A 26,902-nucleotide genomic window follows, 5' to 3' on the forward strand; every position below is an offset into this window, starting at 1 on the left:
AATTATTTTTAATAAGTTATATAGGATTATGATGAGGTGAGGATTTGAATAATAAGGGGAATAAAACTTTAGAGGTAGACTTAGAGAAAGGTGATCAAATTGAGAAGCTTCAAAATAAAATCAAACTTTTAGAGGAGCAATTAAAGTGTAAAGTAGAAGAGTTAAAGTCATTAAATTCTATAATAGAAACCATGTATGATGGAGTTATTATTGTAGATAAAGAAGGAAAGGTAACTATGATAAGTGATACATATAAAAAATTTTTAGGAATAAATAAGTGTGTTATTGGCAAACATGTTACTGAAGTTGTAGAAAATTCAAGGATGCATATTGTAGCTCAAACTGGTATTGAGGAAATTGCTCAGCCACATAAAATTAATGGAAGTTATATGATAGCTAATAGAGTTCCATTAATAAAGGAGGGGAAAGTGGTTGGAGCTTTAGGAAAAGTTATTTTTAGAAACATTAAAGATTTAAATATTTTACATGATAAAATTACTAATATTGAACAAGAACTTGAAAGCTATAAGGGAGAAGTAAAAAATTTTAATAATGCAAAATATGAGTTTGCTGATATACTTGGAAAGTCTAATGAAATTAAAGAAACTAAAGAAATAGCTAAACGAATATCTAGAAATAATTCTAATATATTAATTTTAGGGGAAACAGGTACAGGAAAGGAGCTATTTGCTCATTCTATACATAAAAATAGTAAAAGGTGTAATAAAGCATTTGTAAAAATAAATTGTGCAGCAATACCAGCACAGCTTCTAGAAGCAGAGCTTTTTGGATATGAAAAGGGATCTTTTACAGGAGCAAATAAATCTGGTAAAATAGGTAAATTTGAACTTGCTAATTATGGAACTATATTCTTAGATGAAATTGGAGATATGCCTTTAAATATGCAGGTTAAATTACTTAGAGTAATACAAGAAAAGGAAGTTGAAAGAATAGGAGGAGAATATCCAAGACCTATAGATGTTAGAATTATAGCTGCTACAAATAAAAATTTATTTTCATTAGTTAAAGAGAATAAATTCAGAGAAGATTTATATTACAGGTTAAATGTAATAACAATAAATATACCTTCTTTAAAAGATAGAAATGGAGATATAGAATTATTAGCTAACCACTTTTTATATAAGTTTAATGTAGAGAATTATAAAAATATAATTGGTTTTTCAAAACAATCAATTAATGTTATGAATTATTATTCTTGGCCAGGTAATATTAGAGAACTACGAAATGTAGTAGAAAGAGCTGTCAACATAGTGGATGGAGAAAATATAATAGATTTAAAGCATTTACCTAAAAATATAGTTAAAGATGAAATTGTTGAAGAAGTAAAAAGTATAAGGGAAGTAGTTGAGAGTGCTGAGTATATGGCTATAAAGAATTGTCTTAAGTTTACTAATGGAAATAAAACTAAAGCAGCGGAAATGTTAAATATTAGTAGAGTTGCTTTATATGATAAAATAAAAAAATATAGTTTAGAATAAAAATAGTTATAAAATAAAAAATAAACTTTGTAAATATATTAGAAAATTCAGAAAAAAATTAAAATTGTAAATATAGATATACAGATATTAATTTATATATAAAATAGTGTAAAGAAAAGCATATAGTTTTAAAAAAAGTCATTATATATGTAAAGAAAAGCTTACACAAAAATATAGTTTAACAAAAAAATTAATATAACAGAGTTAGTAGATATATTAATTTTAAATAATAATTCAAAAAGTTAGGTTTGTTTTGTGAAATAAACCTAACTTTTTTATTATATAAAGAAAAAATTAAGCAAATTTATAATAGAAGTTGGCACATCAATTGCTAAAGTAATTTATAGGAAATTAGGAGGTGAAATAAGTGGTTGTAGATTTTAATAAGAAATCTAGATTAAATAAAAATTTATTTATGGGGATACTTATACTGCTTATAGGACAGCAGATTTATTTTCCTATGAGTTATAAATATTTTCATCTTGCATTATGCTTTGTATTTATATTAATTACAGATATCTATGATATAAAGTTTAGAAATTATAAAAGAGAAACAACATTTATTATAGTTACATGTTTACTAGGTGCTATACCAGTAGTAGATACATATATGAATTTTAATTTTAAGGCTATATATTATATTGTTTTATTATTTGGATGTTACTTAACCTTAGATTTAGTATGGAATACTTATAAATTATTTAAAGAAAAAAATGCAGAAGAAAAATTTAGTTCTAAAAATAAAGATATATATAATAAAAATTCAAGATTTATAGAGGTGTATATGGGGGCAATGGCAACAATAATATTTCTTGCTATTGGATATGTTATTTTTGATTTATTTAAGTCAATTATATAATTTGAAATTATTTTAGGAGGGTATTTTATGTTAGGAGTTTTATCAATTATTTTAACATTAGTAGCTTTAATGTATTTTGCTTATAGAGGGGTGGCAGTTATAATACTTGCACCAGTATTAGGGATGTTAGCTGCACTATTATCAGGTGAAATACCAGCATTACATGCATTATCTAATTTGTTTTTACCAGCGGCTACTGAGTATATAAAGAATTACTTTCCAGTATTCTTAACAGGAGCAATATTTGGTAAGTTAATGGGGACTACTGGAGCAGCTAGTATTATAGCAGATTTTGTTTCTAAAAAGTTTGGAAAGGAAAGGGCTATTCTTGCAATTGTAGTAGCTACAGCACTTTTAACTTATGGAGGGGTATCATTATTCGTTGTTGTTTTTGCTATCTATCCTATAGGAGCAACATTACTTAAAAATGCAGATATTCCGAAGAGATTTTTACCAGGTGCAATTGCTCTTGGAGGATTTACTTTTACAATGACTGCACTTCCAGGATCACCACAAACTTTAAATACTATGCCTACAGTATATTTAGGTACTGATATATATGCAGGTCCAATACTAGGTATAATAGCAGCATTAATAATGTTTATCGGTGGAGTTTGGTATTTAAATGTTCAAGTGAAAAAATGTAAATCTAAAGGAGAAGGATATGGAATTCATTTAGATGAAGTAAATTCAACATCTAGGGAAAATTCTCCTGGGATTCTAATATCATTTTTACCTATAATTATAGTTTTCATATTAAATTTTGTATTAACAAATTTCTATTTTACAAGAGAGTCAGTTATTAATAAATATACAAGTATAGGTGGAAAAGTTGATGGAACTTGGCCTGTAGTAATTGCATTAACAGTAGCAATTTTATTTATATTAATAGCAATGAAAAAATATATAAAAGATGTTAATAAAGTAGTAACTAGTGGAGCAGAAGAATCTATATTACCAATATTTAATACAGCTGCACAAGTTGGTTACGGTGGAGTAATTAAAGCATTAACAGCCTTCACAACTCTTAAATTAGGATTAGTTTCTTTAGCTATACCAGCAGTATATAAAGTTGGAATATCTACTACACTACTTGCAGGTATTGTTGGATCATCATCAGGAGGAACTGCTATAGCACTTGAAGTAATGGCAAATGATTTTCTAGCAATGGGAGTAAGTCCTAGTGCTCTTCATAGAATTATATTAGTTGCATCTGGTGGGTTAGATTCATTACCTCATTGTGGAGCAGTAATTACATTATTAGCAGTTTGTAAATTAAATCATAAGCAAAGTTATAAATATATAGCAGTTGTAACAATGGCAATACCACTTATAGCATTAGCAGTAATAACAACATTACATTTATTAACAGGTATTGTATAAAACATAGATTAATCCAATGAAGTAAGTATTTTAAAGGAGTGATAAAGGTGAATAAAGTAGTTTCAGTTACAGAAGCAATTTCATTAATAAAAGATGGAGATACTATAGCTACAGGTGGGTTTGTAGGAAATATGCATCCAGAATATATAACAAAGTCTATAGAGGAAAAATTTAATTCTTGTGGTGAGCCTAGAAATCTTAATTTAGTTTTTGCAGCAGGACAAGGTGATGGAAAAACTAGAGGACTAAATCATTTAGGGTATGAAGGATTGATTAGTAAGGTTATTGGAGGTCACTGGGGACTTGTTCCTAAAGTTCAAAAACTTGCTTTAGAAAATAAAATTCAAGCATATAACCTTCCACAAGGAGTAATATCACAACTTTATAGAGCTATAGCAGGAAAAAAACCAGGTATTTTAACTAAAGTAGGCATCGAAACCTTTGTTGATCCAAGATTAGAGGGTGGAAAGCTTAATGATATAACTAAGGAAGATATTATAAATGTTATGAATATTGCTGGAGAAGAGTATCTTTTTTATAAAAGCTTTAATGTAGATATAGCTATAATAAGAGGAACTTATGCAGATGAAGAGGGAAACTGCGTATTTACAAAAGAATGTTCAAGTCTTGAAATGTTATCTATGGCACAGGCAGCTAAAAACTGTGGTGGAAAGGTAATTTTACAAGTGGAAAAAGTCATTGAAAGAGGAAGTTTAGACTATAAGCAAGTTAAAATACCAGGAATATATGTAGATGCAATAGTTGAAGCACCAGAAGAATGTCATATGCAAACATTTGCTGAACAGTATAATCCATCTTATTCACAAGAAATTAGAATTCCAATAAATAAAATTAAACCTATGAATTTAGATATAAGGAAAATAATTGCAAGAAGAGCATCAATGGAGTTATTCCCTAATGCTATAACAAACTTAGGAATTGGAATGCCAGAAGGTGTATCTATGGTATCTAATGAAGAGGGAATTGATGGAGTTGTAATTACAACAGAAGCTGGAACCATAGGGGGAGTACCAGCAGGAGGACATAGTTTTGGAGCAGCATTAAATGCTGATGCAATAATTGATCAACCATATCAATTTGATTTTTATGATGGTGGTGGACTTGATATAACATTTTTAGGTCTTGCACAGTGTGATAAGAAAGGAAATGTAAATGTAAGTAAATTTGGACCTAAAATAGCTGGATGCGGAGGTTTTATTAATATTTCACAAACAGCCAAAAAGGTTGTATATTGTGGAACATTTACAGCTGGTAAATCTAAAATTGATGTAAAAGATGGAAAGTTAATTATTAATGAAGATAGCTCAATAATAAAGTTTATAGATGATGTTGAACAAGTGACATTCTCTGGTGAATACGCTTATAAAGTTGGACAACCTGTTAAGTATATTACAGAAAGAGCTGTATTTGAATTATCTGATAAGGGATTAACTCTAACAGAAATTGCACCTGGAATAGATGTAAATGAGCATATATTAAATAAAATGAAATTTAAGCCTCATATTTCAGAAACTTTAAAAGTAATGGATGAAAGAATTTTTAAAGAAGATAAGATGGGATTAAAAGATATAATTTAAGGAGTGAGGAGAATGTTATTAGGAAAAACAATACATGAAATAAATATAGGTGATAAGGCAGAATATAGTAGAACTGTAACAGAAACTGATGTAGTTATGTTTGGGGGAATAAGTGGGGATTTAAATCCAGCACACTTTAATGAAGAATATAGTAAGGATACTTTTTTCAAAGGAAGAATAGCTCATGGTATGTTAACAGCAGGATATATTTCAACTGTTTTAGGAATGCAATTACCAGGTCCAGGAACAATATATTTATCACAGGAATTACAATTTACTGCACCAGTTAGATTTGGAGATACTATAACAGCTACAGTAGAGGCTTTGGAAAAAAATATTGAAAAAAATAAAGTTACTTTTGAAACTATTTGTAAAAATCAACATGATGTAGTTGTACTTAAGGGAAAAGCTATTGTAAAGCCTAGAAAATAGAAGCAAATTATAATTTATTAATTATAAAAATAAGAGTAAGAGTTTAAAAATAAAAAACTTCTTACTCTTATTTTTTATAATAATTAATCTATTCTAACTAAATTTATATTAGGCTTGTTACCTATAGTAATTGGAGCTTTTTCAAATTCAACTATACTAGTATCTATACCAAACCATTTATCAGGCGATACAGTAAATTTTTTAAGTTGTATTCTAAAGGAGGTTATAAAACTGTCCCAAGAAGATAGCTCACTTTCATTAGATATAGTTTCCTCAAGAAGTATAAATTTAAAATCACCAACAGTAGGGTTTGAATCAGTGCTAATCATATAGTCTTTAGGCTTAAATTCTAATTCACCACTAGCGATTAGTTCCTTAATAACTTCACGTAATAAGATATTTACACCTTGATTAACACGGAATCCTAATCTGAATTTAACAGAGAAAATTTGATTTTCAGAAATAGTTTTCACTTCATATTCTTTAGTATATGGCTCGTCCGTTACTTCAATATTGATAAACCAATAAAATTTACAACGCTTTGGTAATTTATTAAAAATAGAAAATAATATTTTGTTTTCTATTTTAGCCCAGTTACTTCCTTTAGTTAAATATACTATATTAGTTGAATATAAAGGTATTTCAGTATCGTTTTTTATAGAATTGAACTTGTCAAGATAATCCTCTATATTGCTAAATTCATTGTATCTTTTCTTTATATTGGATCCATAAATCCATATATACATTATAAAAATTATTACTCCAGCAATAATTAATGTTATATATCCACCATGAAGTAATTTGAATAAATTAGCATATAAAAAGCTACCTTCAATTAAAACAAATACTAAAAGAAGAAAGGTTGCTAATATAGGTTTTTTCTTTATATGCTTCATATATTGCCATAATAATATAGTTGTCATAAGCATAGTAATTGTTATAGCTAAACCATATGCAGCTTCCATATGTTCAGACTTTTTGAAAAACAATACAAGAACAACACAGCCAATATATAAAAGATAATTTATTGATGGTATATATAATTTTCCTTTTTCATCTTCAGGATATCTAACGTGAAGACGAGGAAAAAGATTTAACTTAATAGCTTCTGAAATTAAAGTAAAGGAACCAGAAATAAGAGCTTGGCTTGCAATGATAGCAGCAAGTGTAGCTATTACAATTCCTATAAATATAAACCATTTTGGCATTATTGAGAAAAATGGATTTTCTACAATTTTGTTTCCAGAATTTAATATAAGCCAAGCACCTTGTCCTAAATAATTAAGAATAAGACAGGTTTTAACTAAAATCCATGTGTAATAAATATTTTTTCTTCCACAATGACCAAGATCAGAATAAAGAGCTTCAGCACCAGTAGTGCAAAGAAATACAGCTCCTAAAACATATGTACTTTCTGGACTATTAATTAATAGTTTTATTGCATAATAAGGATTTAAAGCTTTAATTATTTGAGGAAATTGTGCAATTTGAATAACTCCTAATATGGCAAGCATTAAAAACCATATAAACATTATTGGACCAAATATTTTACCTATTTTTGCTGTACCAAATCTTTGCAATGAAAATAATAATGTTATTATAAGAATAACCAAAATTATTATTTTATCAGTACTTAGAGGTAATATTACATTTAATCCTTCTATAGCTGAGGTAACTGTAACTGGTGGTGTAATCATTCCATCAGCTAGCAAAGCAGCTCCACCTATAACAGCCGGTATAATAAGCCATTTCGCTTTTTTTCTAACTAAAGTATATAGTGAAAAGATTCCACCTTCACCATTGTTATCAGCTTTAAGTGTAAAAATAACGTATTTTATTGAAGTTTGAAGAGTCAGTGTCCAAAATACAAGAGATACCCCCCCTAAAATAACTTCTGCTGATGAATAGCCACCATTTGTAGCTAATATAGCTTTCATTACATAAAGAGGGGAGGTACCAATATCTCCATAGACTATTCCTAGTGCAACTAATAAAGAACCTATAGTTACTGTGCTTTTTTTCATGGCTAATTTAGCCTCCTTTATTGCAATTGTATTAGATTATTCTATTTCCTTTAAATTCAATTGTCAATATAAGAAAAAATATAAATTAAATAAATTTTAATAAAATATTAACAAATAGTTTTGAAAGTTTTAAAAATATAAATATATTAATAATAAACTACAATTTAAGGTTAAATAATAATTATTAATAGGAATGTATATTACAATAATTATATGTATAATAGAATGAGAGAAGTTACTTATAAAAGTAAATTTATTTTTGATGAAATAGAAATAAAAATTACATGCAGTATAGGAACGTATACAATAAAAAATAATCTATATGTTGATATGAGTACATTAATTTCTTATGTAGATAAAAAGCTTTATTTAGCAAAATCTAATGGCAGGAATAGAGTTGAGTAGTACATTTATTAGAAGAATTAAAATATATTTTAAGATATCCAGTGGGGGAAAGTTATGTATAGAATTCTAATTATTGAAGATGATATGGTGATATCAAAGTCACTTAAAAATTGTTTAATGCAATGGAATTATGAAGTTGAAAGTGTAACAGATTTTAAAGAAGTTATGGCATATTTTATTAATTATGAGCCACATCTTGTTATTTTAGACATATCTTTACCATTTTTTAATGGATACCATTGGTGTAATGAAATACGTAAGGTATCAAAAGTACCTATAATATTTATTTCATCTATGTCTGACAATATGAATATTGTTATGGCTGTAAATATGGGAGGAGATGACTTTATTGCAAAGCCGTTTGATTTAGATATTATTGTTGCAAAGATACAAGCATTAATAAGAAGAACATATTCTTTTAGTGGGCAAATGAATATTATTGAGCATAATGGAGTAGTTTTAAATCTTAGTGATACTACCATTATGTATAAAAATGGAAAAGTTGAACTGACAAAAAATGAGTTCAAAATAATTCAAATTTTACTTGAGAATATAGGAAAAGTAATATCCAGAGATAAAATTATGACAAGACTCTGGGAAAGTGATAGCTTTATTGATGATAATACATTAACTGTTAATATTGCTCGTTTAAGAAAAAGTTTATCTGATATTGGACTTATTAATTTTATTATAACTAAAAAAGGTATGGGATACATGGTGAAGTAACATGAAGGAAGAAAACTTTTTATTTATACTATTTTCTTATATTAAAAATCATATTAAAACAATAATAATATATTGTATTTTTATTCTTACTTTCTTATTAGTTTTTTCTTTATACTCATTAGAAACTGAAGCTATAGCATATGCTTTTATTTTATCAGCTAATATAGGAATTATTTTTTCATTTTATGATTTTATAAAATATTATAAAAAGCACAAGGCTTTATGTATTCTTAAAAATCAAATTAGTACAAATTTAATAAAAATACCGTTATCTAAGAATTTAATTGAATTGGATTACCAAGATATCTTAAAGATTCTTTATGATGAAAAGATAGAAATAGCTTCAACGGCTGATAATAAAGAAACAGAAATGCTTGATTATTATACACTTTGGGTACATCAAATTAAGACACCTATTGCAGCTATGAGGCTATTACTACAGTCAGAGAATAATAATCAAAATAAAGAACTATCAACAGAACTTTTTAAAATTGAACAATATGTAGAAATGGTATTAGGCTATTTAAGAATTGAAAATTCATCATCTGATTTAGTTTTTCAAAATTATAATTTATCAGAAATTATAAAGCAAGGTATTAGAAAATACGCTAACATATTTATTAAAAAAAGTATTACTCTTGATTTAAAAGAAATAGATTGTAATGTATTAACAGATGAAAAATGGCTAGTATTCGTAATTGAACAAATATTATCTAATGCATTGAAATATACAAATAAGGGGAAAATATCTATATATATGGATGATAATGAAGAAAAAACTCTTGTAATTGAAGATACAGGAATTGGTATTGAAAAAGAGGATTTACCACGAGTATTTGAAAAAGGTTTTACTGGATATAACGGACGGATGAATAAAAAATCAACAGGAATAGGACTTTATCTTTGTAAGAAGATTTTAAATAAGTTATCACATAAAATAACAATTACTTCTGAAGTTGGTGTTTTTACTAAAGTAAAAATTGATTTTTCTTCTATAAAAACTATTATTGAATAGATAAATCTTACAAGAGTGTAAGATTAAATTAGGAAATGTAAGCCGAAGTTATGGTATAGCATTTCCATTTTTTATTATAATTAGAGTGTAATAAGAATTAGGAGGAAAGAATGATGCCTTTATTAGAAGCAAATAACTTAAAAAAAATATATACAACAAGATTTGGAGGGAACCAAGTACAAGCTCTTAGCAATGTAACATTTTCAATAGAAAGTGGGGAATATGTAGCTATTATGGGAGAATCAGGTTCAGGGAAAACAACATTACTTAATATTTTAGCCTCTTTAGATAAACCAACTAGTGGTCAAGTGTTATTAAATGGGGAAAATATTGTAGCAATTAAAGAAAGTCAAATTGCTGCATTTCGTAGAGAAAACTTAGGGTTTGTATTTCAAGATTTTAATTTACTTGATACATTTTCTTTAAAGGATAATATATTTTTACCACTTGTTTTATCAGGAAAATCATATAATGAAATGGAAAATAGATTAAATCCTATTGCAAAGAAACTTAATATTACAGATATATTATCTAAATTTCCATATGAAGTATCAGGTGGACAAAAACAGAGAGCTGCTGTTGCAAGAGCACTTATTACTAATCCAAAATTAATTTTAGCAGACGAGCCAACAGGAGCACTTGATTCAAAAGCTACTGATGATTTATTAAAATTATTTTCAGAAATAAATAGTGATGGTCAAACTATTTTAATGGTAACTCATAGTACAAAGGCAGCAAGTCGTGCAGGAAGGGTGCTTTTTATTAAGGATGGAGAAGTTTTTCATCAGCTTTATAAGGGATCTATGTCAAATGAGGAGATGTTTGAAAAAATATCAAACACATTAACTGTAATTGCTACTGGAGGTGGAGGAAATGAGTAAGCTCTTTTATCCAAAGCTTGCAATTAATAATATTAAAAAAAATAGTAAAACATATTTTCCTTACGTTATAACGTGCATATGTACTATTACTATGTTTTATATTATGCATTCAATATCAATTAATAAAGGATTAAATGGAGTAAGTGGATCAGAAAGCCTTAAAGCTATTCTTGGATTAGGTACAATAATTATCGGGATTTTTTCAGCAATATTTCTTTTTTATACTAATAGTTTTTTAATAAAAAGGCGTAAAAAAGAAATTGGCTTATATAACGTTTTAGGACTTGAAAAAAAACATATTGCAAAAATTTTATTTTTTGAAAATATTTTTATTTCATTTATTAGTTTTATTATAGGAATAATTAGTGGAGTAATTCTTAATAAGCTTATGTTTCTTTTTCTTTTAAAACTACTTAATTTTCCAATTCCATTTGGATTTTCTATTTCTATGCCATCGGTTCTAACAACAGTTGTTGTTTTTGCTATAATATTTTTTATAACATTATTATCAAATCTATTTCAAATTAAAATAGCAAATCCAATTGAACTTTTAAAGGGAGGACAACAGGGAGAAAAAGAGCCCAAAACAAAGTGGATTATAACTATAATAGGGTTTATAGCCCTTGGAGCTGGTTATGGAATAGCATTATCAGTTAAGTCACCTCTTACCGCCTTAAATTTCTTTTTTATTGCAGTTATTCTTGTTATGATAGGAACTTACTCACTTTTTACAGCAGGTAGTATTGCACTACTAAAGTTTCTTAGAAAAAATAAAAAATTTTACTACAGAACAAAGAATTTTACAGCTGTTTCAGGAATGATGTATAGAATGAAACAAAATGCTGTAGGACTTGCTAATATCTGTATTTTAAGCACAGCAGTATTAGTAATGATTTCTACTACTGTTTCCCTATATGTTGGAATGGAAGATGCATTAAGACATAGATATCCAAAAGATATTATAATAAATGCATCAAAGATAACAGAGGGTGAAGAGAAAAATATAAACAAAATCCTAGAAAATAAGTTAAAAGAAAGTAATGTTACAATAAAAAATAAGGTTAGTTATTGGAGTAACATTTTTGGGTGCAAAAAAATAGATGATAAACTAGAAGTAGGGTATAAAGGTACTTATAATTCAGATTATTGTTTTTTAATAGCCATTCCAATTTCAGACTATAATAGATTAGAAAGAAAAGATATAAAGCTTGAAAATAATGAGGCTATTATTTTTTCAACAAAAAATAATTATAGTAAAGAGAGTATTACTCTTGATAATAAAGTCTTTAAAATAAAAGAAGAATTACAAACAATTAGTTTTGGAGAAAAAAATTCAATGGATATAGTAGATACGTATATACTAATTGTAAATGATATTTACTCTATTAGTGAAGAAAATGATGTGAAATATTCATTAGACTTTGATGTTGAAGGTGGAAATGATGAAATATTATTAATTTCTAATAATTTAAATCAAAGTATTATGGAGAACAATATTGATAATATATATATTGATGATATAGCAAATAGTAGAGATAGTTTTTTATCAATGTATGGAGGGCTATTCTTTTTAGGTATATTCCTTGGAGTGTTATTTTTAATGGCAACAGTGCTAATTATATATTATAAGCAAATATCTGAAGGCTATGATGATAAAGAGCGTTTTGAAATAATGAAAAAAGTAGGAATGAGTAATTTAGAGATAAAGAAAACTATAAAAAATCAAGTATTAATGGTATTTTTTCTACCTCTTATATTTACTGTGATTCATATTGCATTTGCATTTCCTATAATTACAAAGTTATTAGCACTTTTAAATTTAACTAATGTATCATTATTTAAGATATCTACTATAATAACAATTCTTATATTTGCAGTTATTTATGCAGTTGTATTTTCTTTAACAGCAAGAGTTTATTATAAAATTGTTGAGTAGATAGAATAAAAAGTTAATTTAAGCATACCTTTAAGAAAGTAGAATAAAAGAATGGAAACTGTATTAAAATAATTTTTATACAATTCCCATTCTTTTTAATTTATTAAAAATTTGGATAGACATAAAAATTTTCAGGCTTAGATATAGAAGTTAATTTATTTACTAATAAAATTGGATTATTATCTTCAAAATCCAGTGTTCCTTCAACTCTAAACCAATCATCTTTTCTTAAAGTAGATGCTTCTGAATATTTAGAGATTAAACCTACAATTTGAGAATCAGCAGCACAACAAGACATCATTAATCTGGAAATAACAAATTCATCTTTTTTTAATGTATCATGCTTATAGATAAAACCATCTATAACAACCTTTTGTTCTTTATATTTCTCACGATTCTCACCTGAAATATTAGCTAAAGTTTTTAAGTAATTTTCATCAGTAAATATTATAGTATCTAAATTTTCAACTTGTTGTTTATTTGTAGAACTATTTTTATTATAAGAAACAGCAAAATTATTATTTAAATCCTTATTATCTGATATATTTGAAGTTAAAGCAGCCTGTACAGCGTAAAATCCAATTATTAATGTTAAACACATTAAAATATACTCAAAATTCTTTGTATTTCTTCTTTTAATAGTAAATATTTTAGTGAATTGATAAATGGATAATATTGAAAATAGAATAGAGGTAAATATAGTATATTTTATAATTCTTGGACTAACAAATAAATTTAATTTATTCGTTATTAATAAATAATAGAAATAAAATGTAAATCCTAAGAGTATTAAAAATTTAAAAAGTTCTTCTAAATTAAATCTTTTCATTTAAATTCCTCCTAACGCCAAAGAATATTTACTAAAAATCCTGCTAAGTATGATAAGGAAATAATATAAAAAATAAGCCTAATAACTAATTTTCTTTTAAAGCTTCCAAATAACATTAAGGCATTTTTTATATCTATCATCGGACCTAGAATCAAAAATGCTACTATAGATCCTGTTGTAAATTGATTTAAAAAAGTACTTGCTATAAATGCATCTGCTTCAGAACAAATAGATAATGTAAAAGCTAATAACATCATAACTAAAATTGAAGCTATATTATTTTCGCCTATTGACAATATGGATTGTTTAGATATTGTCAACTGAAATATAGTTGAAATAAATGCACCTAAAATTAAATATTTATTTATATTAAAAAGTTCTTTTATGGTATGTTCAAAAATAATTCTTATTTTTGAAGTACGCAATTGAAGATTAGGGTTATATGAACAACCACAATCACATATGTTAGACTCAAATTTTTTATATTTTATAGGAGATATTTTAAATTCATCTATACAAGATATAAAAAGTCCTATTATTATTGGGATTAAAATTCCAAAAAAAACTCTAAATAATAATATAGATGGTTTATTATAAAATGCATAGTAGGTAGACATTAATACTATAGGATTTATTATTGGTACAGATAGCATAAATGTAAAAGCTATTCCTAATGGAAATCCTTTATTAATTAATCTCTTAGTTATAGGAACAATAGCACACTCACATACTGGGAATATAAGACCTAGGAGAGATGCCCCTAAAAAACTTAAAAGTTTATTTTGTGGTATAATTTTTGCAATAAGTTTTTCTGAAACGAATACCTGAATCAAGGCTGATACAAGAGAAGCAAGTAATATAAAAGGAATTGCCTCTAAAATTATGCTGATAAAAATTGTGGAAAAATTATTAAGAAACTTTATATCATAATTTATTAGAAACCTTGATAATATAAATACAAAGAGTAAAAATATAAATGAAAAGTAAATTTTTATTGGACTTTTACGATTATTTTCAATATTATTTATGTTAATCAAATTTCTCCTCCATTTTATAAGAATAAATTCTTTATAAATATTCTTAATTTTTTTTGTATTCCGTTATCTAATATATTCATTTTTTTTATTATATAACCCATTAAATAAAGTTCATGCACATCAACTAAGAAAGCATACGGGTTTAAAGAATCTAGTTTTAATTTAATAGTTTTCAACTCTTTTTTACTTATATACTTTGTATTATTAATTAATATTAAGTTGCTAAATTGTATAGATGGTAGCAAAAGATTTATCATATTATTTAAATAAATATTAAAAGTTCTTGAATCTGCAAGATAAAATACAGTTGTTACTTTACATCTTTTTTTTAACTTCTTTTTTGATAATAGATTTAATAGATCATTTAGAGAACTAGTTCCATTAAATTCAATTATAATTCTATGAACTTCACATATACTTAATATATTTTTTATAAAAAGATCATTTAAACCATGAGAATCAGGACAATAATAAATTTGAACTTTAGGATTATTTATTATGGTATCATTTAATACCTTATTTCCCTTTTCACATTGTATAATAATAATTTTCTCATTATCTAATAAAGTATGATTAACTAAGAAATTAATAAAATGAGTTTTACCTGAGCCAAGGAATCCTGTAACAATTTCAATATCAGTTTTCATGTTATACGGTACTCCAATCTTAAGATAAAAATAAATTATTTAAATCTATTTTGTTTAAGTTAGTACCTATAATACAAATTCTACTTGTATAATCTGGTGAAGTTTTATTTAGTGTTATCTCTTTAGGAAGATAATCAAATTGAACCCAGTCTTTTTCATCTGTTTTTACAATACCTTTAGCTCTCAAAATGGTTCCATAAGAATTACTGTCATTAAATTTATCTAATAAAGAAATTAATACTTCTTTTGAAAATATTTTTGGTGATTCTATAGAAAAAGATTCAAATGTTTCATTAGCTGTAGATTTATTTTTAGATTTAATTAAAAGTTTTCCATTAACACCCTTAGCTAGAGAGAAGCTTTTAATTAGCAAATTCTCTGAAGGTTTTTCTGCAATATTAATTATTTGATTTGCGTTTAATATATCTAAATTAGTTGTAATTATAGGTGCTTTAGAGTTTATTTCTTTAACCTTTTTTGTCATTTCTAATAATTCATTATGAGATAAATTTTCTGTTCTAGTTAACAATATAGTTTTGGCGTTAATAATTTGATTTTTATAAAAATCATTAAAGTTTGTAATATACATACTAAATCTAGATATATCAATTACAGTAATAACCATATTTATATATATATTATCTTTTAATTCATGATTCTTACATATATCTAATATTTCTGAAAGTTTTGCTACGCCAGAAGGCTCTATTAGTATTCGTTGCGGATGATATTTTTCAATAACTTCTTTTATGGAGTTATTAAAGTCACCTGTAACAGAACAACATATGCATCCTGCATTTATTTCTTTAACATTAATATTTGATTCTTTTAAAATAGTTCCGTCTATACTTACTTCTCCAAATTCATTTTCAATAATAACTATATTTTCATTATAAAAATTTTCTTTTAATAACTTTTTTATTAATACAGTTTTACCAGCTCCTAAGAAACCAGAAAAAACATCTATTTTGATTCTCATATAAATCCTCCTAACTAAATAATTAATACAATTTTAATTGACTATAATTTAACAAAAATATAAGTTTATAATACCAAAGCATTCAAGAAAATGCAAATCATTTGCAATTCGACATAATATTATAATTTTAAAAAGTAAGTTTATTGAGAAATTAGAAAATTAAATAGATATATAAGTATGATGAATAAATAATTGTATTAATTAGAATATTTTTCAAATTAATCCTTGATAAAAAATAAACAGTATGATATTGTGTATACACAAATGATATGCATTATCAATTGAATAAAGTTAGGAGGAATACTATGAAAAAAATATTAATTAGTATATTTGCTTTGTTAATGGTTATAAGTTTGGGGGGATGTTCAAGCGAAAAGGAGAAAGCTAAAAGCACAGAAAATAAAATTATTGAAGTTGAAGATATTAATGGAGATAAGGTTGTTTTAAAGAAATCAGCAGAAAGAATATTCTTAGGGTTTTATATAGAAAATTATCTTGCTATATCAGGTGATTTTAATCTAGATAGAGTAGTTGCGATGTCAAAAGGTGAAACAAGGGATTTAATGAATTCAATGTGGACTAAATATGCAGAAGCAATTCCTAAATTAGAGACCTCTATAGATACTGGGTCTATTTATTTAGATAGTTTTAGTATGGAGAAATTAATTGAATCAAAACCAGATTTAGTAATTCTTGCGCCATATCAAGCAAAAAAATTAGGGGATGGAATTAATACAATTAAAAACCTTGGAATTCCTTTAGTAATAGTGGATTATAACTCATTTACTTTAGAAAATCATATAAAGAGTACAGAAATACTTGGGAAGGTTTTAGGTAAAGAGGAAAGAGCAAAAGAGATTATAGAAAACTATAAAAATCAAATAAAAGATGTTGAGAATAGAGTAAAAGAGATACCCGAAGATAAATTAAAATCAGTTTATTTTGAACTTGCAAGTCAAGGTCCAGAAACATATGGTAACTCTTATGGTAACTCCTTATGGGGAAATATACTTAAAGTAGCAAAAAGTAAGAACATAGCAGAAGGGAAAATTAAAGACTATGGTCCATTAAATCCTGAGTATGTTATATCTAGTAATCCAGAACTTATAATTTTTTCTGGACAAACTAGTTCAAAAGATCAAGGTAAGCAAAGGTTCGAAATGGGCTTTAATGTAAATAAAGAGAGAGCTTTAAAAACTATGAATATGTATTTACAAAGACCAGGTTGGGAAAATTTAAATGCAATTAAAAATAAGGAAGTATATGGAGTTGATCATAGTGGGCTTAGAACTCTATATGACTATGTATATCTACAATATATTGCAAAAGCAATTCATCCAGAAAAATTTTCGGATGTAGATCCATTAAAGAACTTAAATGAATTTTATAAAAAGTATTTACCAGTAAAACCTGATGGTACTTTTATGATAAAGGAGGAATAAGTAATGACAGATAAGAAAGAAGTTTTAAATAGATTAAGCAAAGGCGAAGATATATACAAAAATATAAATCAAAAAAGACTTCTTTTATTTGTTATTGTAATTTCAATATTAGCTATATTTTTTATTATAGATTTAGTAGTTGGACCATCAGGAATGTCAATATCTGAGGTAATAAAGACATTACTACAAGGACCAAATGACAGTAGTATAAATTCAGCAGTTATGTGGTCTATAAGACTTCCAATGACTCTCACTTGTATATTTGTGGGAGCTTCATTGGGGCTTGCGGGATCACATATGCAAACAATACTTAATAATCCTTTGGCAAGTCCATATACTCTTGGAATATCTTCATCAGCAGGTTTTGGAGCTTCTCTTGCAATTGTAACAGGATTTACTATTGGAAATATAAGTTGGATTTCTATACCATTAATGTCATTTTTATTTTCATTTATATCTAGTTTGTGTATTTATTTTATAGGTAAAAATAAAGGAATGAAATCCATAACAATGATACTAACAGGTATTGTTATTCATTTTTTATTTCAAGCATTACAATCCTTAGTTCAATATATGTCTGCACCAGAAGTATCACAACAAATTGTATTTTGGATGTTTGGAAGTTTATTGAAATCTACTTGGATTGGTGTTTTTGTTACAATGTCTATTTTTACTATATGTCTTTTAGTAACAACAACATTAGTATGGAAAATAACAGCATTATCTGCAGGAGAAGATAGAGCAAGAAGTCTTGGGATAGATGTAGATAAATTAAAGTTAAAAGTATTTTTAATTGCTACATTATTAACAACAGGAGCAGTTTCTTTTATAGGACCTATTGGATTTATAGGATTAATATCTCCACACTTTGCGAGGATGTCCGTTGGAGAAGATCAGAGGTATTTATCTCCTGTTTCTGCAATATTTGGTGCTCTTATTATGATTATTGCGTCTATAATATCTAAAATAATAAAACCAGGTGCATTAATACCAATAGGTATTGTTACATCTATTGTTGGAGTGCCATTTTTATTATTTTTATTATTATCGAAAGGAGCAGAATAATGGGTTTTATTACGGCAGAAAATATTTCAGTTAACTTTAAAAATAAAGAAGTTTTAAAAGATATAACAACTAGATTTAATGAGGGTGAAGTAACATCTATAATAGGACCAAATGGTACAGGGAAAACCACATTTATAAAGGCTATATCAAAAATGATTGATTATAAAGGTAGATTTTATATGAATGGGAATTTAAAGGAAAAAGTTCCTCTAGATAAAATGGCATATGTTCCACAAATGAGTAATAGTAGTTCCAATTTAACTGTATTTGAAATGGTATTACTTGGACATATGAAGGATTTAAAATGGAAAATATCTAAAGATAAGCTAGAAGAAGCTAATAGCATATTGGAAAAGATAAACTTGAGTCATTTAAGTTATAGTAAGTTTTCTAGTTTAAGCGGTGGAGAAAAGCAACTTGTAATTATGGCACAAGCGTTAGTTTCAAAACCAAAGATATTATTGTTAGATGAACCAACTAGTGCTTTAGATATAAGACATCAATTACAGGTTTTAGATTTAGCTAGAGAATATACTGAGGAAAATAATGCTATTACTATTGTAGTGATTCATGATTTAGCATTATCAACAAGATATAGTGACAAAATTATATTATTTAATAAAGGGTATATAGCTAAAGAGGGGAATGCAAAAGATGTATTAGAACCTGAACTATTAAAGGATGTTTATAGAGTAGAAGTAGATGTATGTCTTACTAAAAAAGGTTACTTTAGTGTTACACCAATTAATTGTAGTTAAATATAAATAATAAAAAAGTTTGGAGGAGACATATATGGAGAAACACAAATTTTTACTAGATATGAAATTATTAAATATAAATATAAATGAAACTATGAATTTATGTAAAGAGTATAATGAATGTTTTATAGTTTTAAAAGATAAACTCGATTATGTATGTAATTTTATATTAGATAGTTCTAATAATTTAAAATGGAATCAATATGTATCAAAAGAAGATTATGATACTTTAGTTAAGGACCTTAGAAATTCAACTTCAATGGCTTTAGGGTGGGTTGAAAAATGTCAGGCACGTAGTATATTAAATGGTAAAGTAGATTCATTTAAATATTCTGATAAGCTAAAACTTGCAGTACAAAATGAAATATTAGAGTTTGATATAAATAATACATCAAAAATTTTATTTATAGGGTCAGGTGCAATGCCAATAACAGCATTTACTATAAATGATGAAACTAATGCAGAGGTAACCTGTTTAGATATTGATAATGAAGCACTATATTTATCGAAAAAATTATCTAAAAAATATGGTGTTAAGAATATATCATTTTCATCAGAGGACATAAAGGATTTAGAATTAAGTAGATTTACACATATTATAATTGCTTCATTAGTTGAAGAAAAATTAAATATTGCTAAGTATTTATTAGATAAGATTAGTATGAATACAAAAATTATTTTAAGATATGGAAATAATTTAAAAAGCATATTTAATTATCCCTTAGAAATAAAGATAATAAAAAATTGCCAAAAGACAATAATAAAAGATAATAAGTATATTTATGAAAGTATAGTTTTAGAGAAATATTTATAATGAATAAGAATCTAAAAAATACATTAATAATAGGTTCAGGACCAGTAGCTATTAATATGGCAATTAATTTATCTAAGGGATTTTCAGAAAAAATAGGAATAGTAGCTAGAAATAGTAATAAATCTATAGAATTTTTAAAAGAATTAAGAAATAATGATTTTATATTGAAAGGTAATGTTGCTAAAAAAGAATTATCTAAAATAGAGGGAATTTATAAATTAAAAAAAATATATATTGGAAGCTCTGAAATAATAGATATGTGGGAAACAGTAATATTATGTGTTCCATGCAATTGCTATATAGAAGCATTAGAAAACATAAATTTTAATAGACTTAAAGAGATAAAAACTATTATTTTAATATCACCAGAATTTGGATCAAGTATATTAGTGTCTAATTATTTAAGTAAATATAATAAAGAGTTTGAGATAATAAGTTTTTCTAACTATTTTGGAGCAACAAAATATACATCGTCAAGATCATTAGTAGAAATAACAACAAAAGCTATAAAGAAGAAAATATATGTTGCTTCAAATTTAAAAGAAAGTTATAAAATACAGATTATAAAAATATTTTTAAGAGAATTAGATATTTTTTGTGAAATATTAGATGAACCGTTAGAAGTAGAGAGTAAGAATATAACTATATTTGTACATCCAGCCTTTTTAATTAATAATATTAGCTTAAATCAAATATTTGGTTATGATAAAAGTATCAAATATGTGTACAAGCTATATCCAGAGGGACCAATAACAATGAAAGCTATAGCTAATATGTATTCTTTATGGGAAGAAATATCTAATGTATATAGAAAATTAAAAATTAAGCCTATTAATCTTCTTAAATTTTTAAATGATGATAACTACCCTGTATTAGAAGAATCTATTGAGAGAAGAGATATAGATAATTTTATGAAATATGATAGAACAAAGAAAGAATATTTATTGTATGTTAGGTACTCTTCAATATTAATAGATCCATTTTCTACACAAGATGATAATGGAAGTTATTTTGACTTTTCAAAGGTTCCATACTCTAAAGTATATAAAGATAATTTAGGGAAATGGAATATACCTAGAATGCCTTTTGAGGACTATAGAAAGATTAACCTTTTGTATAATATTGGTAATATGATAGGTGTAGAAATGGAAACTACAAAGTACTTAATAGATATGTTTAATAGATATGTAAATAGATTTATTAAGGATAAAGATAAAGAAAATATAAATAGTAATATATTTAAAGATAATAGCATAAATAATGCAAAAATTATAGTTAAGGAGAGGTATGATGAAAATAAATAAAGGTGTCATATTAGCAATAATATCTTCTTTTACATTTAGTGTAATGAATGTTTTAGTAAAATCAGTAAGCAGCAGTATACCTTCTAATGAAATAGCATTTTTTAGGGGCGTAATAGGAAGTATATTAATATTAATATTAATGAAAAGTTCAAATGTAAAGTTTTCAAAGGAACAGAAACCGTTATTACTACTTAGAGGAATGCTTGGAGGACTTTATATGGTAACATACTTTTTTGCAATTTCTACAATGAAGCTAGGGGATGCGGCGATACTTGCACATTTATCAGGATTATTTGTGATGATATTTTCATCATTTTTCTTGAAAGAAAAGTTACCAAAGAATGCATGGATATTTATTATTATTATATTGATAGGGGCATCAATTATAATAAATCCATTTAAATATTCCACTTATTCTTTCTATGCAATTTTTGGATTATTAAGTGCTGTTTTATCTGCAAGTGCTTCAATCACAATAAGAAAATTGGCTAAATCTAAAAAACACCATAATTATGAAATTGTATTTTACTTTTTAGCAGCATCTACTATAGTATCAGCAGTATTAATGAGAAATAATTTTGTTATGCCAACAGTAAAAGAATTTATATTATTATTTATTTTAGGTGTAGTTTCTTTATTAGCACAAATATTCTTGACTGGTGCTTTTGAAAACACAAATGCTATAATTGTAGAAGTAGTAAGATATATAGGAATATTTTTCAATACTACTTGGGGATTTATTTTATTTAATGAATCACTAAATATATACTCTATTGTAGGAGGAATACTTATTATTGGAGCATCTATAATTTTATCCAAGCAAAAAGTATCAGTACAATAGTAAGGCTAGAACTTATTTATTAAAAATAAGTTGAAAATAAATATGGTAAAAAGGTTTTTAAATAAAATTAAAAAAGTTATACAGCTTACTCTGTATAACTTTTTTTGGCAAAATATACTTTAACTTAAGAAGGTTGAAACTATAACTATATTATCTGGAATAGAATTCAACTATTAGATTTTCATTAATAACGATAGGGATTTCCTCTCTTAAAGGTAATCTTATATAAGTTCCTTTAAAATTTTCTAAATCAGTATCAATATACGGCAAAATATTGATTTCATTATTTTTTATTGCACTTATATAAGTAGAAACTTTTCTAGATTTTTCTCTTAGTGATATTTCATCTCCAGGAACTAACTTATATGATGGAATATCAATTTTTTTACCATTAACTAAGATATGACCATGATTCACCATTTGTCTTGCTGAACTTATTGAAGTAGCAAAACCCATTCTATAAACCATATTATCTAGTCTAGATTCTAACCTTAAAAGTAATGCGTGACCTGTAGTAAAATCCCTTTCTTTAAAAGCATCTCTTACATATTTAGCAAATTGTTTTTCTAAAACTCCGTAATATGCTTTAAGTCTTTGTTTTTCTAATAATCTAACCCCATAACCTGATAATTTTTTATCAGCTCTACTAGTACCCTTTATGGCACGGTCCATTGCTTTAGGGTGACCGACTACATTTAAACCAAGTCTTCTGCACATTTTAAAACGTGGTTCTCTATTTCTAGCCATTGTTTACCTCCTATAAATTTAAGTTATGAAGAAAGTATAACATAAACAAATACAAAGTGAAAATGATTATCAGTATCATTTTTAGGGGTAATATTAAAATATTTCTATTTTTCTAGGAATTTCTCACTATATGTAATAATTTCATAACTCTTTATTTTTCAACAATTTAATAGTTTTTTATAGAATAATAGATACTATATAACAATATAATATATTTTATGTCGAAATTTAATATTTAATTTTAAAAAATATACCAAAATGTTGACTTTGATAAAAATTTGAGATAACCTAAAATTATGATTATTTCTATATTTTGTTAAAAAAATACCATTTTAGGGGGATATATTATGAAAAAAGATAAAGTAAGCAAAATATCTCATAAATTAATAATTGTATTTTCTATTATAATAGCATTATTAATAGCAATAGGATCAATTAGCTTATATAATATAAGGAAAATTAGTAATTTATCAGAAAGAATTTATTATGATAATGCTGTAAGAATAGCAGATATTGGATCGTTGGGAAAAGCACAATTTGAAATGTTTGTAAATATACAAAAGTTATTAGATAATAATAGTAAAGATAATGAAAGTAAAATATTAACTGAAATTAAAAAAATAAAGGATAAAGCTGTAGAACTAACTAATTCTTATGAAAAAGGTATATTTAGGGAAGATGATAGAGAATTATTTAATAAATTTAATGGAACTCTTAATGAATATATAAGCATTAGAGAATCAATTATTTCTCTAGAAAAGCAGAATAAAAAAGAAGAAGCTAAAGCATTAATGCCTAAGTATAGTGATTTAATAGATAAGAGTAATGAGGAAATTACTCAATTAATTGAACTTAATAATAAGTTGGCAGAAGAAGCATTAAATATAAATCAAAGTACATATAAAAGTTCTATAAAAATAGTAGTAGTAATTATAGTATTTGCAGTGATTTTATCTATTGTTTTTGCAATTTTAATAACAAAATCTATAACAACATCATTAAATAAAATAATGGCATTAGCTAAAAGATTTTCTAGCTATGATTTATCAGAGCCTATAATTGTTACAGTGAAAAATGAGTTTGGTCAAATAGGACAAGCTCTTAACGAAGCACAAGAAAATGTAAAAGCACTTATAAAAACAGTAATGAGTAGTTCGGAAGATATGAGTGCAGCAAGTGAAGAATTATCAGCTACAATAGAGGAAATGACAGTTCAATTTGAAGAAATAAATGGATCTACAGCAGAAATAAATTCTGTTATTCAAGAAACAAGTGCTACAACAGAAGAATTATCAGCATCTATTTCAGAAGTTAATTCAAGTATAGTTGTATTATCAACTAAGGCAAATGATGGAAGTAATAATTCAGAAAAAATTAAAAGAAGAGCAACAGAGATAAAAGATAATACAGCTAATATAATTAATAATACAACTAATATATATGGTAATGTAGAAGCAGATATTGTTGAAGCAATTGAAAAGGGGAATGTAGTAAAAGATATAGTGAAAATGGCAAATACAATTGAAGCTATTGCAGAACAAACTAATCTTTTAGCTTTAAATGCGGCAATTGAAGCAGCAAGAGCAGGAGAACAAGGTAAAGGATTTGCAGTAGTTGCTGATGAAGTTAGAACATTAGCAGAACAATCAAGGGAGGCTGTACAAAATGTTAAAGGAACAATAATTGATGTTCAAGAAGCTTTTAAGAGTATAGCAGATAGTAGTAATAAATTACTTACTTTTATGAATGAAGAAGTAATGAAAGAATTTAATGGATTTATAGAAGTAGGAAATAAATATGAAAATGACGGTGTTTTTGTAAATTCAATGAGTGAAGATATTGCATCAATGAGTGAAGAAATTACAGCTACAGTAAATCAATTAAGTGATGCAGTACATGGTGTAGCTTCAATGACTCAAACATCAACAGAAAATGTAGCATCTGTTAATGAAAGTATAAATGAAGCTACAGAGGCTATAGAACAAGTTGCTAAAACAGCTCAAAATCAAGCCGAGCTTGCTCAAGAATTAACTGAAATAGTTGCTAAATTTAAAGTTTAAAAAAGTATATATTAATAGGGTTAATTAAAAATATTTCAAAATAGTATTCGTATAAATTTATATATGAATACTATTTTTTTACTAATTAAGAGAATATATATATAAATTATAAACGGATTAATCATGATTTTAAAAATAAGTAGTTTATCTAAAAAATAAAAAGTAAAATACATAGGAAAATGTTGATATATGGAAGTAATAGGCATGGAAATAAATGTATCATCTTATACGGAGTATAATTAAGTTGGACAATGTTATATAATTTGATTTAATATTTAAAAGGAAATAATTATAAAAAATTAAATCAATTTTAAAATATTAATAGTAAGTATAAAAAAGAGTATATAGTCTTTTATTTAAGATTAGAAAGGGTGATTTTATGGCTCTTTGCTGTAGAGATTTATTTCAACTTAAAAATTTTTCAATGGCAACATTATTAGCTGGCGAAACAGGCCTTAATCGTGAAATATCTTGGCCTTATGTAAGAATGACAGAATCTATTTCTCAATGGCTTTATGGAGGGGAGTTGCTATTTGTTTCATATACTGACGTAATAGAGGAAGATGAGAGTCTATTATTATTATTAGAGGAATGTATTGAAAAAAAGCTTTCAGGAATTGTTATTTTAATTGATAATAAACATAAAAATAGTATTCCTAAAGGTATGATAGAAAGGGCAAATGAAGAAGGATTACCTTTATTTATAATGCCTTGGGATATTAAACTAATTGATATTACTCAAGAAATTTTTCTTAAAATAGAGCAAAATCGAGAAGCGTCTAAGAATGCAAAGCATTTTCTTGAATCACTTCTTTTTTCACAAGAACAATTACATGAAGATATTAAGGCATTGTCAAAATTCTATAATATAAAACTAAGACCTGTTCATTATATATGTATATTTAAGATACAAAAGTCATCTAATGTTTTAAATGAGATAGAAAATGTTTGTAAGTATATAATTAACTCATTACAAGATGCTCTAAATATAGAAAACTATACTGTAATACCTATGGAATATGCAAATCATTTAATGTGCCTTATATTTTCTAATAATTATGAAGAATCTAAGAAATCAATAAGTTGTGTTGAATCGATTTTCAAGCTTATTAGTTCTAGAGAATCAGAGATTGAACTAACTTTAAGCTTTAGTCGTGTTAGAAATTTAGATTCTGAAATAAAAACAAGTTATAAAGAAGCATTTAAAGCTTTATCAATGATAAATATATATAATAAAGATTCAAAAATTATTAAATATAATGAACTTGGAATAATTAGATTATTTGTTGAATTAGCTGACTTAAAGGATATAGAGCAATATTGTTATGAAAATTTAGGTGCTATTTTAGAGTATGATAAAAAACATGGAATGAATTTAATAGGAACTTTAAAATGTTATTTTAAAAATAATAGACATTTACTAAAGACCTCACAAGAGTTGTTTATTCATAGAAATACATTACTTTATAGGTTATCAACAATTAAAGAACTTTTACAAAGAGATTTAGATGATGCTATGACAGATTTAGAACTTTTTAATAGCATATTAATTTATGAATTTATTAGCTTACAAAAGAAGATATAAAAGAAACCTGTGACAATCATAATTTGTCACAGGTTT

General features: G+C 25.9%; 24 protein-coding genes. 18 read left to right on the plus strand and 6 right to left on the minus strand.

The window, feature by feature from the left end; translation table 11 throughout:
- Window positions 1–44: 44 nt before the first annotated feature.
- From ACYQ1T_RS09475 to ACYQ1T_RS09495, 5 genes are all read left to right on the plus strand, one after another.
- Window positions 45–1,499, plus strand: a complete 1,455-nt coding sequence (locus ACYQ1T_RS09475; protein WP_459834268.1) for a sigma-54 interaction domain-containing protein — start codon at window positions 45–47, stop codon at window positions 1,497–1,499.
- A gap of 367 nt (window positions 1,500–1,866) precedes the next feature.
- Complete coding sequence (locus ACYQ1T_RS09480) at window positions 1,867–2,358, plus strand: hypothetical protein (protein WP_459834270.1); 492 nt, start codon at window positions 1,867–1,869, stop codon at window positions 2,356–2,358.
- A gap of 27 nt (window positions 2,359–2,385) precedes the next feature.
- Window positions 2,386–3,741, plus strand: a complete 1,356-nt coding sequence (locus tag ACYQ1T_RS09485; RefSeq protein ID WP_459834272.1) for a GntP family permease — start codon at window positions 2,386–2,388, stop codon at window positions 3,739–3,741.
- 47 nt (window positions 3,742–3,788) lie between these two features.
- Window positions 3,789–5,339 carry an acyl CoA:acetate/3-ketoacid CoA transferase gene (locus ACYQ1T_RS09490; RefSeq protein ID WP_459834274.1) on the plus strand — a complete coding sequence of 517 codons (1,551 nt, stop codon included), beginning with the start codon at window positions 3,789–3,791 and terminating at the stop codon, window positions 5,337–5,339.
- 12 nt (window positions 5,340–5,351) lie between these two features.
- Window positions 5,352–5,771, plus strand: a complete 420-nt coding sequence (locus ACYQ1T_RS09495; protein WP_459834276.1) for a MaoC family dehydratase — start codon at window positions 5,352–5,354, stop codon at window positions 5,769–5,771.
- 83 nt (window positions 5,772–5,854) lie between these two features.
- On the opposite strand, the gene ACYQ1T_RS09500 is transcribed toward ACYQ1T_RS09495, so the two are convergent.
- Window positions 5,855–7,795 carry a KUP/HAK/KT family potassium transporter gene (locus tag ACYQ1T_RS09500; RefSeq protein WP_459834278.1) on the minus strand — a complete coding sequence of 647 codons (1,941 nt, stop codon included), beginning with the start codon at window positions 7,793–7,795 and terminating at the stop codon, window positions 5,855–5,857.
- Window positions 7,796–8,008: 213 nt separating this feature from the next.
- Here ACYQ1T_RS09500 and ACYQ1T_RS09505 point away from each other — a divergent pair, with 213 nt between their 5' ends.
- The 5 genes from ACYQ1T_RS09505 (at window position 8,009) to ACYQ1T_RS09525 (ending at window position 12,758) form a co-directional block, all read left to right on the plus strand.
- Window positions 8,009–8,200 (plus strand): GGDEF domain-containing protein, encoded by a 192-nt coding sequence (locus ACYQ1T_RS09505; protein ID WP_459834280.1) that lies wholly within the window; start codon window positions 8,009–8,011, stop codon window positions 8,198–8,200.
- Window positions 8,201–8,254: 54 nt separating this feature from the next.
- The gene (locus tag ACYQ1T_RS09510) at window positions 8,255–8,926 is read left to right on the plus strand and encodes a response regulator transcription factor (protein WP_459834282.1); all 672 of its coding nucleotides are present in this window, start codon (window positions 8,255–8,257) and stop codon (window positions 8,924–8,926) included.
- 1 nt (window position 8,927) lies between these two features.
- Window positions 8,928–9,941 (plus strand): sensor histidine kinase, encoded by a 1,014-nt coding sequence (locus tag ACYQ1T_RS09515; protein WP_459834284.1) that lies wholly within the window; start codon window positions 8,928–8,930, stop codon window positions 9,939–9,941.
- A gap of 113 nt (window positions 9,942–10,054) precedes the next feature.
- Window positions 10,055–10,822: an ABC transporter ATP-binding protein gene (locus ACYQ1T_RS09520; RefSeq protein WP_459836508.1), complete on the plus strand. Its 768-nt coding sequence runs from the start codon at window positions 10,055–10,057 to the stop codon at window positions 10,820–10,822.
- Window positions 10,815–12,758, plus strand: coding sequence for an ABC transporter permease (locus ACYQ1T_RS09525; RefSeq protein WP_459834286.1), 1,944 nt, complete (start codon window positions 10,815–10,817; stop codon window positions 12,756–12,758). The genes ACYQ1T_RS09520 and ACYQ1T_RS09525 overlap by 8 nt, the downstream gene beginning before the upstream one ends.
- A gap of 103 nt (window positions 12,759–12,861) precedes the next feature.
- On the opposite strand, the gene ACYQ1T_RS09530 is transcribed toward ACYQ1T_RS09525, so the two are convergent.
- The 4 genes from ACYQ1T_RS09530 to ACYQ1T_RS09545 are packed head-to-tail and all read right to left on the minus strand — an operon-like array spanning window position 12,862 to window position 16,250.
- Window positions 12,862–13,587: a TIGR03943 family putative permease subunit gene (locus ACYQ1T_RS09530; protein ID WP_459834288.1), complete on the minus strand. Its 726-nt coding sequence runs from the start codon at window positions 13,585–13,587 to the stop codon at window positions 12,862–12,864.
- Window positions 13,588–13,598: 11 nt separating this feature from the next.
- Window positions 13,599–14,624, minus strand: coding sequence for a permease (locus tag ACYQ1T_RS09535; RefSeq protein WP_459834290.1), 1,026 nt, complete (start codon window positions 14,622–14,624; stop codon window positions 13,599–13,601).
- A gap of 14 nt (window positions 14,625–14,638) precedes the next feature.
- On the minus strand, window positions 14,639–15,271 hold the full coding sequence (locus ACYQ1T_RS09540) for a GTP-binding protein (RefSeq protein WP_459834292.1): 633 nt from the start codon (window positions 15,269–15,271) through the stop codon (window positions 14,639–14,641).
- 19 nt (window positions 15,272–15,290) lie between these two features.
- Window positions 15,291–16,250 carry a CobW family GTP-binding protein gene (locus ACYQ1T_RS09545; protein ID WP_459834294.1) on the minus strand — a complete coding sequence of 320 codons (960 nt, stop codon included), beginning with the start codon at window positions 16,248–16,250 and terminating at the stop codon, window positions 15,291–15,293.
- Between the two features lie 305 nt (window positions 16,251–16,555).
- Between ACYQ1T_RS09545 and ACYQ1T_RS09550 the strand changes: the two genes are divergently transcribed.
- Genes ACYQ1T_RS09550 through ACYQ1T_RS09575 form a run of 6 tightly spaced genes read left to right on the plus strand, consistent with a single transcriptional unit; the run spans window position 16,556 to window position 22,474 of the window.
- Window positions 16,556–17,692 (plus strand): ABC transporter substrate-binding protein, encoded by a 1,137-nt coding sequence (locus tag ACYQ1T_RS09550; protein ID WP_459834296.1) that lies wholly within the window; start codon window positions 16,556–16,558, stop codon window positions 17,690–17,692.
- A 3-nt stretch (window positions 17,693–17,695) separates the two neighbouring features.
- A complete protein-coding gene (locus ACYQ1T_RS09555; protein ID WP_459834298.1) occupies window positions 17,696–18,757 on the plus strand; it encodes a FecCD family ABC transporter permease in 1,062 nt (353 codons plus the stop codon).
- Window positions 18,757–19,515 carry an ABC transporter ATP-binding protein gene (locus ACYQ1T_RS09560; protein WP_459834300.1) on the plus strand — a complete coding sequence of 253 codons (759 nt, stop codon included), beginning with the start codon at window positions 18,757–18,759 and terminating at the stop codon, window positions 19,513–19,515. Before ACYQ1T_RS09555 ends, ACYQ1T_RS09560 begins: the two co-directional genes overlap by 1 nt.
- Window positions 19,516–19,549: 34 nt before the next feature.
- Window positions 19,550–20,329, plus strand: coding sequence for a nicotianamine synthase family protein (locus ACYQ1T_RS09565; RefSeq protein ID WP_459834302.1), 780 nt, complete (start codon window positions 19,550–19,552; stop codon window positions 20,327–20,329).
- Window positions 20,329–21,633, plus strand: a complete 1,305-nt coding sequence (locus ACYQ1T_RS09570) for an opine metallophore biosynthesis dehydrogenase (protein WP_459834304.1) — start codon at window positions 20,329–20,331, stop codon at window positions 21,631–21,633. The genes ACYQ1T_RS09565 and ACYQ1T_RS09570 overlap by 1 nt, the downstream gene beginning before the upstream one ends.
- Complete coding sequence (locus tag ACYQ1T_RS09575; RefSeq protein ID WP_459834306.1) at window positions 21,620–22,474, plus strand: DMT family transporter; 855 nt, start codon at window positions 21,620–21,622, stop codon at window positions 22,472–22,474. Before ACYQ1T_RS09570 ends, ACYQ1T_RS09575 begins: the two co-directional genes overlap by 14 nt.
- A 150-nt stretch (window positions 22,475–22,624) precedes the next feature.
- Here the strand turns inward: ACYQ1T_RS09575 and rpsD are convergent, their stop codons facing one another.
- Entirely contained in the window at window positions 22,625–23,221 is a 597-nt protein-coding gene (gene rpsD / locus ACYQ1T_RS09580; RefSeq protein WP_459834308.1) for a 30S ribosomal protein S4, read from the minus strand.
- Window positions 23,222–23,568: 347 nt separating this feature from the next.
- On the opposite strand from rpsD, the gene ACYQ1T_RS09585 reads away from it, so the two are divergent.
- Window positions 23,569–25,281, plus strand: coding sequence for a methyl-accepting chemotaxis protein (locus ACYQ1T_RS09585; RefSeq protein WP_459834310.1), 1,713 nt, complete (start codon window positions 23,569–23,571; stop codon window positions 25,279–25,281).
- 379 nt (window positions 25,282–25,660) lie between these two features.
- Window positions 25,661–26,866, plus strand: coding sequence for a PucR family transcriptional regulator (locus ACYQ1T_RS09590; protein WP_459834312.1), 1,206 nt, complete (start codon window positions 25,661–25,663; stop codon window positions 26,864–26,866).
- The last annotated feature ends 36 nt before the right edge of the window (window positions 26,867–26,902 follow it).

This window comes from Clostridium carnis (assembly GCF_054657435.1).

Bases quoted from the DNA above. Each gene is read 5' to 3' on its own strand.
- ACYQ1T_RS09510 (WP_459834282.1), top strand. From the start codon at position 8,255: ATGTATAGAATTCTAATTATTGAAGATGATATGGTGATATCAAAGTCA.
- ACYQ1T_RS09485 (WP_459834272.1), top strand. From the start codon at position 2,386: ATGTTAGGAGTTTTATCAATTATTTTAACATTAGTAGCTTTAATGTAT.
- ACYQ1T_RS09590 (WP_459834312.1), top strand. From the start codon at position 25,661: ATGGCTCTTTGCTGTAGAGATTTATTTCAACTTAAAAATTTTTCAATG.
- ACYQ1T_RS09500 (WP_459834278.1), bottom strand. From the start codon at position 7,795: ATGAAAAAAAGCACAGTAACTATAGGTTCTTTATTAGTTGCACTAGGA.
- ACYQ1T_RS09530 (WP_459834288.1), bottom strand. From the start codon at position 13,587: ATGAAAAGATTTAATTTAGAAGAACTTTTTAAATTTTTAATACTCTTA.
- ACYQ1T_RS09565 (WP_459834302.1), top strand. From the start codon at position 19,550: ATGGAGAAACACAAATTTTTACTAGATATGAAATTATTAAATATAAAT.
- rpsD (WP_459834308.1), bottom strand. From the start codon at position 23,221: ATGGCTAGAAATAGAGAACCACGTTTTAAAATGTGCAGAAGACTTGGT.
- ACYQ1T_RS09545 (WP_459834294.1), bottom strand. From the start codon at position 16,250: ATGAGAATCAAAATAGATGTTTTTTCTGGTTTCTTAGGAGCTGGTAAA.
- ACYQ1T_RS09525 (WP_459834286.1), top strand. From the start codon at position 10,815: ATGAGTAAGCTCTTTTATCCAAAGCTTGCAATTAATAATATTAAAAAA.
- ACYQ1T_RS09570 (WP_459834304.1), top strand. From the start codon at position 20,329: ATGAATAAGAATCTAAAAAATACATTAATAATAGGTTCAGGACCAGTA.
- ACYQ1T_RS09555 (WP_459834298.1), top strand. From the start codon at position 17,696: ATGACAGATAAGAAAGAAGTTTTAAATAGATTAAGCAAAGGCGAAGAT.
- ACYQ1T_RS09540 (WP_459834292.1), bottom strand. From the start codon at position 15,271: ATGAAAACTGATATTGAAATTGTTACAGGATTCCTTGGCTCAGGTAAA.
- ACYQ1T_RS09515 (WP_459834284.1), top strand. From the start codon at position 8,928: ATGAAGGAAGAAAACTTTTTATTTATACTATTTTCTTATATTAAAAAT.
- ACYQ1T_RS09520 (WP_459836508.1), top strand. From the start codon at position 10,055: ATGCCTTTATTAGAAGCAAATAACTTAAAAAAAATATATACAACAAGA.
- ACYQ1T_RS09585 (WP_459834310.1), top strand. From the start codon at position 23,569: ATGAAAAAAGATAAAGTAAGCAAAATATCTCATAAATTAATAATTGTA.
- ACYQ1T_RS09575 (WP_459834306.1), top strand. From the start codon at position 21,620: ATGAAAATAAATAAAGGTGTCATATTAGCAATAATATCTTCTTTTACA.
- ACYQ1T_RS09550 (WP_459834296.1), top strand. From the start codon at position 16,556: ATGAAAAAAATATTAATTAGTATATTTGCTTTGTTAATGGTTATAAGT.
- ACYQ1T_RS09560 (WP_459834300.1), top strand. From the start codon at position 18,757: ATGGGTTTTATTACGGCAGAAAATATTTCAGTTAACTTTAAAAATAAA.
- ACYQ1T_RS09505 (WP_459834280.1), top strand. From the start codon at position 8,009: ATGTATAATAGAATGAGAGAAGTTACTTATAAAAGTAAATTTATTTTT.
- ACYQ1T_RS09495 (WP_459834276.1), top strand. From the start codon at position 5,352: ATGTTATTAGGAAAAACAATACATGAAATAAATATAGGTGATAAGGCA.